Below are 14,325 nucleotides of genomic sequence, written 5' to 3' on the forward strand. Positions count from 1 at the left end.
CCGCGTCGGCGCCCTCCTCGACCCACGCCGACTGCACGCGCAGCACGCCCGCGGCGCGATCGCTCTTGAGGTCGATGCGCCCCGGCAGCGCGTCGTCGACGAGCACGGGCAGCGAGTAGTAGCCGTAGAGGCGCTTGGGCGCGGGCGTGTAGATCTCGATCCGGTAGTGGAAGCCGAACATCCGCAGCGCCCGATCGCGGTTCCACACCACGGGGTCGAAGGGCGACAGCAGCGCCGTCGCCTCGATGCGACGGGGGATGCGCGTGCCCGGCACCCAGAACGCCGGCAGCGGCCTGCCGCCCCGCTCCCACCCCTCGACCGCGACCTGCTCGATGGCGCCGGCCTCCACGAGCTCGCGGAGCGCGACCTGCGTCGGCGCGATCTTCAGCCGGTGGTAGTCGGCGATGTCGCCGACGGTGCCGACGCCGAGGGCGCGCACGCCGCGCAGCACGAGCTCGCGCACCGCGTCGGCCTTGGGCACGGCGACCTCGTGCAGCTCGGCGAGGCCCACATGCTCGGGCAGCGCGTAGACGCGCGAGAAGCCGCGGCGCCCGCCGCTCACGACGTCGCCGAAGGCGAAGAGGTACTCGAGCCCGTTCTTGACGTCCGACCAGCCCCACCAGGGGCCGCGGCGCGCGGTCGCGTCGTGCTCGACCTCCGCGACGGTGAGCGGGCCCTTCTCGGCGAGCTCGGCGCGCAGCCGCGCCATGAGCGCGGCGTTCTCGCCGACCCACGGCACCTTCCGCGTGAATCGCTCGCGCAGCTCGCCGCGCTTCCAGTGCCAGAGCGGCCAGTCCTCCCGCCGGACGATCGCCGCCTCGTGCGCCCAGTACTCGGTGTAGCGGCCGCCACGTGCGAAGAGCAGCCCGTCGAGGGCGGCCCGGTCGTACGCGCCGAGCCGCGCGAACAGGGGCAGGTAGTGCGAGCGCGCGAACACCGAGACCGAGTCGAGCTGCAGCACCTGCAGCCGGTCGACCGCGGCGGTGAGCTGCCGCGACCCGACGGCGGGCGGATGCGCGCGGTCGAAGCCCTGCGCGGCGAGCGCGAGGCGGCGCGTGGCGGCGGCGGAGAGGCGGTCCACGCCGTCACCGTATCGGCTCGGACCGACACCGGCGGTTGGCCCGCCGTTCACCCGCCGGGGGCCGCCCGGACACGCGGCCTTCGTACGGTTCGACGAGTCGCGGTTCCCCGTGCTCGGCAGCCCTCGAGCCGCCGCGACGCACCCACGGAGGAAACACAGTGATCCGTTCTCGCACTCTCGCCGGCGCCGCCCTGCTCGCCGCGACCGCGATCAGCCTGTCGGCGTGCGCCGTCGACGCCGAGCCCGTCTCCGACGTCGACGCCGCGGGCGCGACGAGCCTCGCCGACTTCGGCTCGTTCGAGGCCCTCGAGGCCGCCGCGAAGGCGGAGGGGCAGCTCAACGTCATCGCCCTGCCCCGCGACTGGGCCAACTACGGCGAGATCATCGACCTCTTCGCCGAGCGCTACCCCGAGATCACCATCAACGAGGCCTCGCCCGACGCGTCGAGCGCCGAGGAGATCCAGGCGGCCGAGAACCTCAAGGGGCAGGACACCGCTCCCGACGTCTTCGACCTCGGCCTCGCGGTCGCGCTCAGCAGCACCGACTACTTCGCCCCGTACACGGTGCAGCGCTGGGATGAGATCCCCGACGAGCTCAAGCACCCCGAGGGGCTCTTCGTCGGCGACTACGGCGGGTACATGGCGGTCGGCTACGACCCCGACGCCGTGCCGGCGCCCGAGTCGCTCGAGGATCTCCTCGGCGAGGAGTACCGCGGCAAGGTCGCCATCAACGGCGACCCGACGCAGGCTGGAGCCGCCTTCGCGGCCGTGGGCATGGCGACCGTGCAGAACGGCGGCGAGCTCGACGACTTCCAGGCGGGCATCGACTTCTTCGCCGAGCTCAACGAGGTCGGCAACTTCGTGAAGATCGACCCGACCCCCGCCACGGTCGCCTCGGGCGAGACGCCCGTCGTCTTCGACTGGGACTACCTCAACAGCGGTTACGCGGCTGAGCTCGAAGGCCAGCGCAACTGGGAGGTCGTCGTCTTCGACGGCGTCGGCTACGCCGGCTACTACAACCAGGCGATCAACATCGACGCTCCGAACCCCGCCGCCGCGCGCCTCTGGATGGAGTTCCTCTACTCGGCCGAGGTGCAGAACCTCTGGCTGAAGGGCGGCGCTCGCCCCGTGCTCGAGGCCGCGATGGTCGAGGCCGGCGAGATCGACGAGGCGCTCTACGCCGCCCTTCCCGAGGCTCCGGCCGAGACCGTCGTGCCGACGGCCGAGCAGAGCGAGGCCGCGGCAGCGCTCCTCGGCGAGAAGTGGGCGACGGCTGTCCAGTAGCGCGCCCGTCGCGATCGCGGCCGACCCCCGGGGCGACGAGCCCCGGGGGTCGACCCGCGCGACCGGCACCGCCGGCACCGCCCGCACCGTACGGACCGCTCGCGCATCCCGTGCCGCCCGACGTGCGCTCGCCCACCCGCTGTGGGGCATCGCGCCGTTCCTGCTTTACGTGCTGCTCTTCCTCGCCCTCCCCACGGGCATCGCCCTCGGAACGGGCTTCCTCGACGGCGAGGGCGCGTTCACGCTCGACAATCTCGCCGCCCTCGGCGACCCGTTCGTCGTGAGCGGGCTCCTGACCTCGGTGCAGCTCTCGGCGCTCACCGCCGTCGTCGGCGCCGTCCTCGGCGCCCTCGTCTGCTACGCCCTGCTCGGAGCCCGGCCGGAGGGGCCGCTGCGCTCGGTCATCGATGCGGCGAGCGGCGTGCTCGCGCAGTTCGGCGGCGTCATGCTCGCTTTCGCCTTCGTCGCGACCATCGGCATCCAGGGGTTCATCACCGTCCTGCTGCGCGATCGCCTCGGCATCGACATCTTCGCCGACGGCGTCTGGCTCTACGAGGCTCCGGGGCTCGTGCTGCCCTACATCTACTTCCAGGTGCCGCTCATGGTCATCATCTTCATGCCGGCCCTCGAGGCGCTCAAGCCGCAGTGGGCCGAGGCGAGCGCGACGCTCGGCGGCACGACCGCGACCTTCTGGTGGCGCATCGGCCTGCCGGTGCTCGCACCGTCGTTCCTCGGCTCGCTCCTGCTGCTGTTCGCGAACGCCTTCTCGTCGTACGCGACGGCGGCCGCGCTCACGAGTCAGGGCCAGGCGATCCTGCCGCTGCAGATCCGGGCGGCGCTCACGAGCGAGACCCTGCTCGGCCGCGAGAACCTCGCCGGAGCCCTCGCCCTCGCGATGATCCTCGTCATGGCGGTCGTCATGCTCCTGTACGGCCTGCTGCAGCGCCGCGCCTCCCGGTGGCAGCGATGAGCGGGATGCCCGGCGCGGGCATCCCCGTCCCCTCCCGCCTCACGCGCTGGGCCATCCTCGGCCTCGTCGGCGCGGTGTTCGCGATCCCGCTCGTCGCGATGCTCGAGTTCACGCTGCGGCGCGGGCTCGAAGGCGGCTACGACGTCTCTCGCTGGGTCGCCGTGCTCACGGGGAGCCTCGGGCCGGAGTACCGCGTGCTCGGCACCGCGATCGGCAACTCGCTCGTGCTCGCGGCGGCGACGGTCGCGATCGTGCTCGTGCTGCTCGTGCCGACGATGATCGTCGTCCACCTGCGGCTGCCGCGCCTCCGCCCGGTGCTCGAGTTCGTCTGCCTGCTGCCGATCAGCATCCCCGCGATCGTGCTCGTCGTCGGCCTCGCCCCCGTCTACGGAGTGATCGCGCGCGCGGCCGGCAGCGGCGTCTGGAGCCTCGCCTTCGCCTACGGCATCCTCGTGCTGCCGTTCGCCTACCGCGCCGTGCAGTCGAACCTCGACGCGATCGACGTCGCGACGCTCACCGAGGCGGCGCGGTCGCTCGGCGCGAGCTGGCCCGTCGTGATCGCGCGCGTCCTGCTGCCGAACCTCCGCCCGGGCCTCCTCGCGGGCGCCTTCATCACGGTCGCGGTCGTGCTCGGCGAGTTCACGATCGCGTCGCTGCTCAATCGCCAGAACCTGCAGACGGCGCTCGTCATCGTGCAGAAGGACGACCCGTTCATCGCCGTCATCGTCGCGCTCCTCGCCCTGCTCCTCGCCCTCGCCCTGCTGCTCGTGATCGGCCGCCTCGGCCGCATCCGCCCCGGAAGGACCCCATGACCTCCGCTCCCGCCACTGCCCCTCGCATCTCGGCCCCCGTCTCGCTCCGCGGCGTCGTCAAGCGGTTCCCGGGGCTCACCGCGCTCGACGGGGTCTCCCTCGATCTCGCGCCGGGCGAGCTCGTCGCCCTGCTCGGGCCCTCCGGCTGCGGCAAGACGACGGCCCTGCGGGTCCTGGCCGGGCTCGAGGCGGCCGACGAGGGCAGCATCCTCATCGACGGCGACGACGTGATCGGCACCCCGACGAACAAGCGCGACATCGGCATGGTCTTCCAGTCGTACTCGCTCTTCCCGCACCTGACGGCGATCGAGAACGTCGAGTTCGGGCTCCGCATGCGCCGGGTGCCCGCCGCCGACCGCCGCTCGCGCGCGGCCGAGGCGCTCGAGCTCGTCGGTCTCGACCACCACGCATCCCGCTACGCGCACCAGCTCTCCGGAGGCCAGCAGCAGCGCGTCGCCCTCGCCCGCGCCCTCGTCACGCGCCCGCGCGTGCTCCTGCTCGACGAGCCGCTGAGCGCGCTCGACGCGAAGGTGCGGGTGCAGCTGCGCGACGAGATCCGCCGCATCCAGACCGAGCTCGGCATCACGACCCTCTTCGTGACGCACGACCAGGAGGAGGCCCTCGCCGTCGCCGACCGCGTCGCGGTCATGCGCGCCGGCCGCATCGAGCAGATCGGCAGCCCCGAGGAGCTCTACGCGCGCCCCGCGAGCGCCTTCGTCGCCGACTTCGTCGGTCTGTCGAATCGGATGCCCGGCTGCGTCGTCGACGACGTCGTCCTCGTCGCGGGCCAGCCGCTCCCTCTGCTCGACCCGGGCTCGGCGAGCGGCGACGTGCACGCCCTCGTCCGACCAGAGGACGTCGAGCTCGTCGGCGAGCACGAGCCGGGCGCGCACGCGGGCCGGGTCCTGACGACCTCGTTCCTCGGAGCCTTCCGACGCACGCGCGTCCTCCTCGACGAAGGTGCGGAGGTCGTCGTCCAGCACCCGGCGGGATCGGCCGCCCACCCGGGCGATCGGGTGCACGTGCGCCTCGCCGGGCGTCCCGTGGCCGTCGCGCCGCGGTGAGAATGCGCCGCTCGTAGACTGGGGCGATGTTCCGACGCCTGCGCACGCCCGTCGACTCCACGACGCTCCGCCCGGACGACGTGCCGCGCGGCATGCGCATCGCCGGCGCCTACTCGTGGCGCCTCCTCGCGATCGCGGGGGTCGTCGCGGTCGTCATCTTCCTCGTGATGCAGCTGAGCCTGCTCGTCATCCCGGTCTTCGTGGGCGTCCTGCTCGCGGCGCTGCTCGGGCCGTTCGTGAGCTGGATGCGCCGCCGCCGCGTGCCCAACGGCCTCGCCGCGACGATCGGGCTGCTGACCCTCCTCGGCGTCGTGACCGCGCTCGTCTGGCTCGTCGTCAGCCAGGTCCGATCGGGCCTCGCCGACCTGCAGGAGCGCTCGGCCGAGCGCTTCGACGAGCTGCTGTCGTGGGCCGCGACGACGTTCGGGCTGTCGCAGAGCGACATCCAGGCGTCGATCGACGAGTTCTTCGGGCAGTTCGACCTCACGGACGACTGGTTCGTGAACGGCGCGCTGCGGATCGGCTCGACCGCGACGGAGATCCTGACCGGAGCCGTCCTCGCGCTCTTCGCGCTCCTGTTCTTCCTGCTCGACGGCCGTCGCATCTGGCTCTTCGTCGTCGGGCTCTTCCCGCGCACCGCGCGCGAGGCCGTCGACGGCGCCGCGAGCGCCGGGTGGCGCACGGTCACCGAGTTCGCCAAGGTGCAGATCTTCGTCGCCTTCGTCGATGCGCTCGGCATCGGCCTCGTGGCGCTCGCCCTGCAGCTGCCGCTCGTGCTGCCGATCGCCGTCGCCGTCTTCCTCGGCAGCTTCGTGCCGATCGTCGGCGCCGTCGTCACGGGCAGCCTCGCGGTCGTCGTCGCCCTCATCTACGCCGGGCCGCTGCCGGCGCTCATCATGCTCGCGGGCGTCCTGCTCGTGCAGCAGATCGAGGGCAACGTGCTCCAGCCGCTCGTCATGGGCAGCGCGATCAAGGTCCACCCGCTCGCCGTCGTGCTCGCCGTCGCGGCGGGCGGCTTCCTCGCGGGCATCCCCGGCACCCTCTTCGCGGTGCCGATCGTGGCCTTCCTCAACGTCTTCGTCCGGTACATTGCGACGGGGGCATGGCGCGCCGACCCGGCAGCGCTCGCACCCGGCCCGCTCACCCCGGGGGCCTCGCCACCACCTCTCGCAGACAAGAGACCCCGATGACCGACATCGCCGCCGCGCCGACGGCCGGCGCCCTCCCGCGCTACCCCGGCCCGTCGCTCGCCGAGGTCGAGGAGGCGCGCCGCGTCGTGAGCGCCGTCGCCGAGCTCACGCCGATGGAGACCTCGCGCTACCTCAGCGACATCCTCGGCGCGCCCGTGCTGCTCAAGGCCGAGAACCTGCAGCGCACCGGCTCGTACAAGATCCGCGGCGCCTATTACCGGATGTCCCGGCTGACGGCCGACGAGAGAGCGCACGGCGTCGTCGCGGCGAGCGCCGGCAACCACGCCCAGGGCGTCGCGTTCGCCGCACGTGAGCTGGGCATCCGCGCCACGATCTTCATGCCCGTCGGCGTCGCCCTGCCGAAGCTGCAGGCGACCCGCCACTACGGCGCCGACGTGGTGCTGCGCGGCCACACCTTCGACGAGTCGCGCCGCGCCGCGCAGGAGCACGCGACCGCGACGGGCGCGGTGTTCATCCCGCCCTTCGACCACCCCGACGTCATCGCGGGGCAGGGAGCGCTCGCGCTCGACATCCTCGACCAGGTGCCCGACCTCGAGACGATCGTCGTCCCGATCGGCGGCGGCGGCCTCATCTCGGGCGTGGCGACCGTGCTCAAGCAGCGGGCGTCGGCCGAGGGCCGCAGCATCCGGGTCATCGGGGTGCAGGCCGCGAACGCCGCGGCCTACCCCGCGAGCCTCGCAGCCGGCGAGCCGACCGCGATCACGATGACACCGACGATCGCCGACGGCATCGCGGTCGCCAAGCCGGGCAAGCTCAACTTCGTGATCATCCGCGAGACCGTCGACGAGGTCGTCACGGTCGACGACGACGACATCGCGCGCGCGATGCTCGTGCTGCTCGAGCGCGCCAAGCTCGTCGTCGAGCCCGCGGGGGCCGTCGGGGTCGCGGCCGTGATCACGGGCCGCATCCGCGCGACGGGGAAGACCGTCGTCGTGCTCTCGGGCGGAAACATCGACCCGCTCATCATGGAGCGCGTCATCAGCCACGGCCTCGCCGCGAGCGAGCGCTACCTCAAGCTGCGCATCCCGCTGCCCGACCGCCCCGGCCAGCTCGCGCGCACGAGCGAGATCGTCGCCTCGCAGAACGCCAACGTTGTCGAGGTCCTGCATACGCGCCACGGCTCGGGCCTGCAGATCAGCCAGGTCGAGCTCGAGCTGCACATCGAGACTCGCGGCCCCGAGCACGCCGAGCAGGTGCTCACGGCGCTGCGGGAGGCCGGCTACGACCCGCGGCGCACGCTGTAACGAGCTCGAGCCGAGCAGCGCCTACGGCCGGTAGGTCTGCACGTCGAGGATCTCGACGTCGATCTCCTTGCCGCTCGGAGCGGTGTAGGTCGTGAACTCGCCGATCGTGAGGCCGAGGATGGCCGCGCCGAGGGGGCTCTGCTCGCTGTAGACGTCGAGGTCGCTGCCGTCGGCGAGGATCTCGCGGCTGCCGAGCAGGAACTTCTCCTCGTCGCCCATGACCTTGGCCGTGACGACCGTGCCCGGCTCGACGACGTCGGTCGCCTCGGGGACCTCGCCGACCGTCGCGGTGCGCAGGAGCTCGGTGAGCTGGCGGATGCGCGCCTCGATCTTGCCCTGCTCGTCCTTCGCCGCGTGGTAGCCGCCGTTCTCCTTCAGGTCGCCCTCGTCGCGCGCGGCCTCGATGCGCTTGGCGATGTCGGAGCGCCCCGTCGTCGACAGGTACTCGAGCTCGGAGCTCAGACGGTCGTGCGCCTCCTGCGTGAGCCACTTGGTGGAGCTGCCGGTGTCGCTCATGGGGTGCCCTTCGGTCGGTCGGTCGTGTCAACGCACGAGAACCGGCCTCATGGGCCGGTTCCGCGGATCGATTCCGTGGATTCTACGGAAGCCAGCAGCGATACGGCAAACCCGTCACCGCGGGCTCCGCGGTGCGCAGCGACTCCTCGAAGACGCGCGTGCGCCGCTCGGACGCCCCGAGCTCGATGATCCGCCAGCCCACGATGCCGAAGCTGCCGTTGAGCGCCTGGATCGCGCACGACACCTCCGTCCCGGGCTCGGTCGAGACCTCCCAGCGCACCGAGATCGACGTGTCGGTCGCGTCGCGGTAGCCGAGCTCGCGCACCTCGAGCGTCGCGTTCGTGCCCGACAGCCCGCCCCACACGACCCACGCGGCGAAGACGACGACGAAGGCGACGGCGGCCGCGATGACGATGGTGCGCGTGCGGCGGCGCTCGCCGGGCGTGCGGCCGTAGCGCGCATCGAGTCGCGCCTGCGCGGTCATCGGCCGGGCGGCATCCGTCAGGGCGGGGTCGGGCGTCGCGTCGTCGGGCATCGCGCGGAGGGCATCCTGTCTGCTCACGGAATAGGACGGATAGTCTGGAGCAACGTTACTGCGCGGCGCTGGGCGCCGACCGCACCGGGCCGCGCAGCGCGGCCCCCTTCTCGAGGAGCTCGTCGTGAACTGGCTGTCGTCTCTCGCCCCCCTCACCGTGGGCCCCGGGCCCGTCGACGACCCGGGCGACCCGCTTATCCCGCCGATCGAGGTCGACCCGAACTCGGTCACCCCGGGCGTCATCGGCTTCGTCGCCATCGCGCTCGTGACGATCGCGGCGATCCTGCTCATCATCGACATGTCGCGCCGCGTGCGCCGCGTGCGGTACCGCGGCGAGGTGCGCGAGCAGCTCGAGGCCGAGCGCGCCGAGGCCGAGCTCCGTGCCGCGAGCGGCGAGGGAGCGGACGGCGCCGACTCAGCCGCCGAACGGCGGGTCGATGGCGACGAGCAGGATCCCCGCCCAGTGGCATAGGAACGCCACGACCGTGAGCGTGTGGAAGATCTCGTGGAAGCCGAAGACGCCCGGCACGGGGTTCGGGCGCTTCATGCCGTAGATCACCGCGCCCGCCGTGTACGCGAGACCGCCCGCGATGACGAGAACCATCATCGCGGGGTTCGCGGCGTAGAGGTCGGCCATGTACAGCACAGCGGCCCAGCCGAGCAGGACGTAGAGCGGCACGTAGGCCCAGCGCGGCGCGTGGATCCAGAAGACGCGGAAGCCGATGCCGACCGCGGCGCCCGCCCAGACGAGCACGAGCAGCAGGTAGCCCTTGTCGGGCGGCAGCGCGAGCACCGCGAGCGGCGTGTAGGTGCCCGCGATGAGCAGGAAGATGTTCGCGTGGTCGAGGCGCTTGAGCAGGATGCGCGTGCGCTCGCTCCACGTGAAGCGGTGGTAGGTCGCCGAGATGCCGAAGAGCAGCAGCGACGTCGTCATGAACACCGCGCTCGACCAGGTCGCATCCGCGCCGTCGGCGGCGACGAGCAGGACGACGCCGAGCACGATCGCGAGCGGGAAGGTGCCGGCGTGGATCCAGCCGCGCCACAGCGGCTTGCCCTCGACCGGCGGGTGCTCGAGCTCGTCCTCCAGGAGGGGGATGTTCGGGATGTCCGCGCCGGGCTCGCGGTCGACGGCCGCCTCGTGCGCCGACTCGTCGTGCGATCGCTGCGAGCCGGGGGAGGGGGACGAGGTCATGCCCTCACGCTACGCGGCCGGGGGTGCCCGACCCAATCCCTTGGCGCTGGGGGACAAGCCCCCGGCGGTGGACTACCGTAAGCCTGTGCGTTCGAGGAGAATCCCCGGCGGGAGCGGGCTGCTCTACGAGCTCTACATGCGTCGGCTGCGGCGTCAGCTGGCTGAGACGACGCACCCCCGCCACGTCGCGATGATCATCGACGGCAACCGGCGCTGGGCCCGGCAGTTCGGCGGCACGACCGAGCACGGCCACCGCGCGGGCGCCGACAAGATGCGCGAGTTCCTCTCCTGGTGCGACGAGGCCGGCATCGGCGTCGTCACCCTCTACCTGCTCTCGACCGACAACCTGACGGGCCGCGACGAGGCCGAGCTCACGGCCCTCACGCGCATCATCGCCGAGCTCGCCGATGAGCTCTCGCGCGTGCCGCAGTGGCGCGTGCAGCACGTCGGGAGTCGGGAGGGGCTCCCCGACGAGCTGCTCGCCGCTCTCGACGCGGCCGAGGCGCGCACCGCCGACGACCGGGGCCTCCACATCAACCTCGCCGTGGGCTACGGCGGCCGGCGCGAGATCGCCGACGCGGTGCGATCGATCGTGCACCACCACGCCGAGCGCGGCGGCACTCTCGACGAGCTCGCCGAGGAGGTCACGCCCGAGAAGATCGCCGAGCACCTGTACACGGGCGGCCAGCCCGACCCCGACCTCGTGATCCGCACCTCCGGCGAGCAGCGCCTGAGCGACTTCATGCTGTGGCAGAGCGCGCACAGCGAGTTCTACTTCGTCGAGGCCCTCGGCCCCGACCTGCGCGAGGTCGACTTCCTCCGCGCCCTCCGCGACTTCGCCCGCCGTCAGCGCCGCTTCGGCGCCTGAGAGGAGCAGACGGATGCCCGCCATCGACGACTACGCCGCTCGCTTCTCCGAGGAGCCCGGCTACTTGAACTTCCCCTCCTTCGGCCCGCTCGGGGAGGCCGCGCTCGGCGAGCAGCGCGCCCAGTCGGAGCTCATGGCCCGCGCTCGCTTCGGCTCGATGCCGTCGATGGAGGCGGAGGAGGAGCGCGTGGATGCCGCGGTCGCCTCCCTGATCGGCTTCCGCCCCGATCAGGTCGTCTTCCAGCCCTCCACGAGCCAGGCGCTCATGCACGCGATGTTCGGCGTGACGGGCGGCGTCGCGGCGAGCCCCGACGAGTTCCCGTCGATCGGGTACGGCATGGCGCGCGCGGCCGAGGCGCTCGGCGTGCTCGTGCCGCACACGATCACGCCCGATCACGAGCGCGTGACCCCCGCCGTCGTGCGCGACCAGATGGCGAGCTCGGTCGTCGCGGTCGCCGTGAGCCTCGTCGACTACCGCACGGGGCACCTCATCGATCTCGAGGGCATCCGCCAGGTCATCGGCGACCGGCTGCTCATCGTCGACGCCATCCAGGGCCTCGGCGTCGTCGAGGCGCCGTGGGAGGTCTGCGACGTCATCGTCGCCGGCGGGCAGAAGTGGCTGCGGGCGGGGTACGGCACCGGCTTCCTCGCACTCAGCGATCGCGCGCGCGAGCAGCTCACGCCCGTGTGGTCGGGCTGGAACGCGATCGACGACCCGATGGCCGACGGGCCCGTCCACGAGATCGTCGCGCCGCACCCGACGGCCCGCGCGTTCCGCGTCGGCTACGCCGATCCGGTCGCGCAGGCGCGCCTGGCCGGTGCCGTCGAGGAGGTCGTCTCGGTGGGCGTGGGGGTCATCCGCGACCGCGTGCTCGAGCGCGCCTCGGCGATCATCGCCGCAGCGGACGAGGTGGGGCTGCCGGTCGGCTCGCCGCGGGACGACGCCGAGCGCGCGGGGATCGTCGTGATCGATCCGCCGGCGGAGCAGCTGAGCATCCTCACCGCGGCCCTGCACAACCACGGGGTGTCGACCACGGTCCGCGGGGGCCGGGTGCGTCTCGGGCCGCACGCGTCGACGACCGACGAGACGATCGAGCTGCTGCGCACGGCGCTCGCCGAGTACCAGGCGGGCACGCGCATCTGAGCCGTCGGGTCGCGCGACCCGGTCGGAACGGTCGGACAGCATGACCATCGCGTGACACGGGCGTGTCGTTCCCTCGGGTTCGATCGAGCAGGTCTAGCGTCAGCCGCATCGGGCACCGCGCCCGGTCGGGACGGCCTCGAATCGTCTCGCGAGCCCCTGGCCGTCTCCGTCGCGACAATGGTCCGGGGACGCCCGCGCTCCCCGGGGATGGAGCACCGGTGGCCTCTTCCCGCACTACTCGCCAGGCAGCAACCAGCAGCGCGACGTCGGGGGAGGTGGGCCAGCTCACCTACGTTCTCGACACGTCGGTGCTGCTGAGCGACCCGAAAGCGCTGTTCCGCTTCAAGGAGCACGCCGTCGTCATCCCCGTCGTCGTCATCGGCGAGCTCGAGGCCAAGCGCAACGACCCCGAGATCGGCTACTTCGCGCGCCAGGCGCTGCGCAATCTGGATGACCTGCGCGTGCAGCACGAGCGCCTCGACTTCCCCATCGCCGTGGGCGACGGCGGCTCGCTGCGCGTCGAGCTCAACCACTCGAACCAGTCGGTGCTGCCCTCGGGGCTGCAGCTCGGCGACAACGACTCGCGCATCCTCGCCGTCGCCATGAACCTCGCGAGCGACGGCCTCGACGTCGTCGTCGTCTCGAAGGACCTCCCGATGCGCGTCAAGGCGTCGTCGATCGGCCTCGCGGCGCAGGAGTACCGCGCCGAGCTCGCCGTCGACTCCGGCTGGACGGGGCAGGCGGACGTCACGCTCTCGAGCGACGAGATGGCGAAGCTGTACGACCGCGAGACGATCGAGTCGGCGGCCGTCGCCGATGTGCCGCTCAACACGGGCCTCGTGATCCACTCCGATCGCGGGTCGGCGCTCGGGCGCGTCATCGAGAAGGGCCGCATCGGGCTCGTGCGCGGCGACCGCGACGTCTTCGGGCTGCACGGCCGCTCGGCCGAGCAGCGGCTCGCGATCGACCTGCTCATGGATCCGCAGATCGGCATCGTCTCGCTCGGCGGCCGCGCGGGCACCGGCAAGTCGGCGCTCGCGCTGTGCGCTGGGCTCGAGGCGGTGCTCGAGCGGCAGCAGCAGCGCAAGATCATGGTCTTCCGCCCGCTCTACGCCGTCGGCGGGCAGGAGCTCGGCTACCTGCCGGGCGACGCGAGCGAGAAGATGAACCCGTGGGCGCAGGCGACGTTCGACACGCTCAGCTCGGTCGTGTCGCAGAACGTGCTCGACGAGGTCATCGACCGCGGGCTGCTCGAGGTGCTGCCGCTCACGCACATCCGCGGCCGGTCGCTGCACGACGCGTTCGTGATCGTCGACGAGGCGCAGTCGCTCGAGCGCAACGTCCTGCTCACGGTGCTCTCGCGCATCGGGCAGAACTCGAAGGTCGTGCTCACGCACGACGTCGCCCAGCGCGACAACCTCCGCGTCGGTCGCCACGACGGCGTCGCGAGCGTCATCGAGACGCTCAAGGGCCACGGGCTGTTCGGGCACATCACCCTCACGCGCAGCGAGCGCAGCGCGATCGCGGCGCTCGTGACGGATCTGCTCGAGGGCAACGAGCTCGCCTGAGCCGGGCATCCGCCGCATCGGACGGCGCTCGCCTGCGGGGCGGGCGCCGTCCGGATTCGGCGTCAGTCGGTCGACTGTCCGCGACGCGACTGCGCGACGGCGGCGAGCAGCTCCCCGAGCGTGTGGTCGCCCTCGACGCGGTGGCGCAGGCTCGCGCTGCCGTTGACGGTGTAGCGGTTGCGGCGGCCGTCGCGCTCCTTGAGCAGGTAGCCGCCCTCGACGAGCTCGGCGATGATGCGCTGGGTGGCGCGCTCGGTGATGCCCACGAGCTCGGCGATCTCGCGCATGCGCAGCTCGGGATCGGCGGCGAGGCACACGAGCACGTGCGAGTGATTGGTCAGGAACGTCCACTCGGCCACGTGCTCACTGTAGGGCGCGCAGCCGCGGATCGGCCGGAAGCGCACAGCGCAACACGCGGACACTAAAACGCGAAGCAAAACACACGAAAGAGATTACGTGTATTCTGTGACGCGTAAGGAGGTTCGCCCATGCCGCCCGCCCCTCTCCTCAGCCTCGAACCGCTCTCCGTTCTTCTGCTCGTGCTCGTCGTCGGCATCGCCCTCGCGGTGCTGCCGTACGCGCACCGGTCCCTCCGCGGCGACCGCCACGGCGTCGGCGTCACCGTCGCGATCGGCGGGATGCTCGCCGCGACCGCCCTCCTCGCCGTCGCCGCGCAGCCCTGGCTCGTCGCCCTCGCCTGGAGCGCCGCGACCGCCGCCACCCTCATCGCACTCCGCCTGGGCGGGGGAGCGGCCGCCGTTCGCCGCGCCGCCCCCTGGCTCGTGGTCGGCGACCTCGCGCTCTGGGGAGCCGTCGCCGCGATCGCGGCGGGAGGCC

16 protein-coding genes are annotated in these 14,325 nt (G+C 72.3%); 11 read left to right on the top strand and 5 right to left on the bottom strand.

Features of this window, described 5'->3' with window-relative positions; translation table 11 throughout:
* Positions 1-1,081, bottom strand: a 1,081-nt coding sequence (locus tag Q7T15_RS11115; protein ID WP_304696276.1) for a winged helix-turn-helix domain-containing protein, incomplete at its 3' end; no start/stop codon positions are given.
* Positions 1,082-1,239: 158 nt separating this feature from the next.
* Between Q7T15_RS11115 and Q7T15_RS11120 the strand changes: the two genes are divergently transcribed.
* From Q7T15_RS11120 to ilvA, 6 genes are all read left to right on the top strand, one after another.
* Entirely contained in the window at positions 1,240-2,364 is a 1,125-nt protein-coding gene (locus Q7T15_RS11120; protein WP_304696278.1) for an ABC transporter substrate-binding protein, read from the top strand.
* Between the two features lie 169 nt (positions 2,365-2,533).
* Positions 2,534-3,334, top strand: coding sequence for an ABC transporter permease (locus Q7T15_RS11125; RefSeq protein WP_370689147.1), 801 nt, complete (start codon positions 2,534-2,536; stop codon positions 3,332-3,334).
* Positions 3,331-4,146 carry an ABC transporter permease gene (locus tag Q7T15_RS11130; protein WP_304696280.1) on the top strand — a complete coding sequence of 272 codons (816 nt, stop codon included), beginning with the start codon at positions 3,331-3,333 and terminating at the stop codon, positions 4,144-4,146. Before Q7T15_RS11125 ends, Q7T15_RS11130 begins: the two co-directional genes overlap by 4 nt.
* Positions 4,143-5,210 carry an ABC transporter ATP-binding protein gene (locus Q7T15_RS11135; protein ID WP_304696282.1) on the top strand — a complete coding sequence of 356 codons (1,068 nt, stop codon included), beginning with the start codon at positions 4,143-4,145 and terminating at the stop codon, positions 5,208-5,210. The genes Q7T15_RS11130 and Q7T15_RS11135 overlap by 4 nt, the downstream gene beginning before the upstream one ends.
* Before the next feature lie 26 nt (positions 5,211-5,236).
* Positions 5,237-6,400, top strand: coding sequence for an AI-2E family transporter (locus Q7T15_RS11140; protein WP_304696284.1), 1,164 nt, complete (start codon positions 5,237-5,239; stop codon positions 6,398-6,400).
* Complete coding sequence (gene ilvA / locus Q7T15_RS11145; protein WP_304696286.1) at positions 6,397-7,665, top strand: threonine ammonia-lyase; 1,269 nt, start codon at positions 6,397-6,399, stop codon at positions 7,663-7,665. Before Q7T15_RS11140 ends, ilvA begins: the two co-directional genes overlap by 4 nt.
* 21 nt (positions 7,666-7,686) lie before the next feature.
* On the opposite strand, the gene greA is transcribed toward ilvA, so the two are convergent.
* Positions 7,687-8,181: a transcription elongation factor GreA gene (gene greA, locus Q7T15_RS11150; protein ID WP_055856500.1), complete on the bottom strand. Its 495-nt coding sequence runs from the start codon at positions 8,179-8,181 to the stop codon at positions 7,687-7,689.
* Between the two features lie 82 nt (positions 8,182-8,263).
* A complete protein-coding gene (locus Q7T15_RS11155) occupies positions 8,264-8,743 on the bottom strand; it encodes a DUF4307 domain-containing protein (RefSeq protein WP_304696289.1) in 480 nt (159 codons plus the stop codon).
* Positions 8,744-8,840: 97 nt separating this feature from the next.
* Between Q7T15_RS11155 and Q7T15_RS11160 the strand changes: the two genes are divergently transcribed.
* Positions 8,841-9,188, top strand: a complete 348-nt coding sequence (locus Q7T15_RS11160) for a hypothetical protein (protein WP_304696291.1) — start codon at positions 8,841-8,843, stop codon at positions 9,186-9,188.
* Here the strand turns inward: Q7T15_RS11160 and Q7T15_RS11165 are convergent.
* Positions 9,132-9,908: a hemolysin III family protein gene (locus tag Q7T15_RS11165; protein WP_304696293.1), complete on the bottom strand. Its 777-nt coding sequence runs from the start codon at positions 9,906-9,908 to the stop codon at positions 9,132-9,134. The genes Q7T15_RS11160 and Q7T15_RS11165 overlap by 57 nt on opposite strands.
* 85 nt (positions 9,909-9,993) lie before the next feature.
* Between Q7T15_RS11165 and Q7T15_RS11170 the strand changes: the two genes are divergently transcribed.
* The 3 genes from Q7T15_RS11170 to Q7T15_RS11180 all read left to right on the top strand — a co-directional run bounded on the left by Q7T15_RS11170 (position 9,994) and on the right by Q7T15_RS11180 (position 13,488).
* Positions 9,994-10,776, top strand: a complete 783-nt coding sequence (locus Q7T15_RS11170; RefSeq protein WP_304696295.1) for an isoprenyl transferase — start codon at positions 9,994-9,996, stop codon at positions 10,774-10,776.
* A gap of 13 nt (positions 10,777-10,789) precedes the next feature.
* Positions 10,790-11,920 carry an aminotransferase class V-fold PLP-dependent enzyme gene (locus Q7T15_RS11175; protein ID WP_304696297.1) on the top strand — a complete coding sequence of 377 codons (1,131 nt, stop codon included), beginning with the start codon at positions 10,790-10,792 and terminating at the stop codon, positions 11,918-11,920.
* A 275-nt stretch (positions 11,921-12,195) separates the two neighbouring features.
* Positions 12,196-13,488, top strand: coding sequence for a PhoH family protein (locus tag Q7T15_RS11180; RefSeq protein ID WP_304696299.1), 1,293 nt, complete (start codon positions 12,196-12,198; stop codon positions 13,486-13,488).
* 62 nt (positions 13,489-13,550) lie between these two features.
* Here Q7T15_RS11180 and Q7T15_RS11185 read toward each other — a convergent pair whose 3' ends face one another.
* On the bottom strand, positions 13,551-13,847 hold the full coding sequence (locus Q7T15_RS11185; protein WP_304696301.1) for a winged helix-turn-helix domain-containing protein: 297 nt from the start codon (positions 13,845-13,847) through the stop codon (positions 13,551-13,553).
* A gap of 129 nt (positions 13,848-13,976) precedes the next feature.
* Here Q7T15_RS11185 and Q7T15_RS11190 point away from each other — a divergent pair.
* Positions 13,977-14,325: hypothetical protein (locus tag Q7T15_RS11190; protein ID WP_370689148.1), on the top strand; the 349-nt coding region annotated here is incomplete at its 3' end.

It is taken from the genome of Microcella sp. (genome assembly GCF_030645145.1).
Lineage (GTDB): Bacteria > Actinomycetota > Actinomycetes > Actinomycetales > Microbacteriaceae > Microcella.

What these genes read in the sequence shown, in the direction of transcription:
- Q7T15_RS11130 (WP_304696280.1), top strand. Translation starts at nt 3,331, where the DNA reads ATGAGCGGGATGCCCGGCGCGGGCATCCCCGTCCCCTCCCGCCTCACG.
- Q7T15_RS11135 (WP_304696282.1), top strand. Translation starts at nt 4,143, where the DNA reads ATGACCTCCGCTCCCGCCACTGCCCCTCGCATCTCGGCCCCCGTCTCG.
- Q7T15_RS11140 (WP_304696284.1), top strand. Translation starts at nt 5,237, where the DNA reads ATGTTCCGACGCCTGCGCACGCCCGTCGACTCCACGACGCTCCGCCCG.
- ilvA (WP_304696286.1), top strand. Translation starts at nt 6,397, where the DNA reads ATGACCGACATCGCCGCCGCGCCGACGGCCGGCGCCCTCCCGCGCTAC.
- greA (WP_055856500.1), bottom strand. Translation starts at nt 8,181, where the DNA reads ATGAGCGACACCGGCAGCTCCACCAAGTGGCTCACGCAGGAGGCGCAC.
- Q7T15_RS11165 (WP_304696293.1), bottom strand. Translation starts at nt 9,908, where the DNA reads ATGACCTCGTCCCCCTCCCCCGGCTCGCAGCGATCGCACGACGAGTCG.
- Q7T15_RS11175 (WP_304696297.1), top strand. Translation starts at nt 10,790, where the DNA reads ATGCCCGCCATCGACGACTACGCCGCTCGCTTCTCCGAGGAGCCCGGC.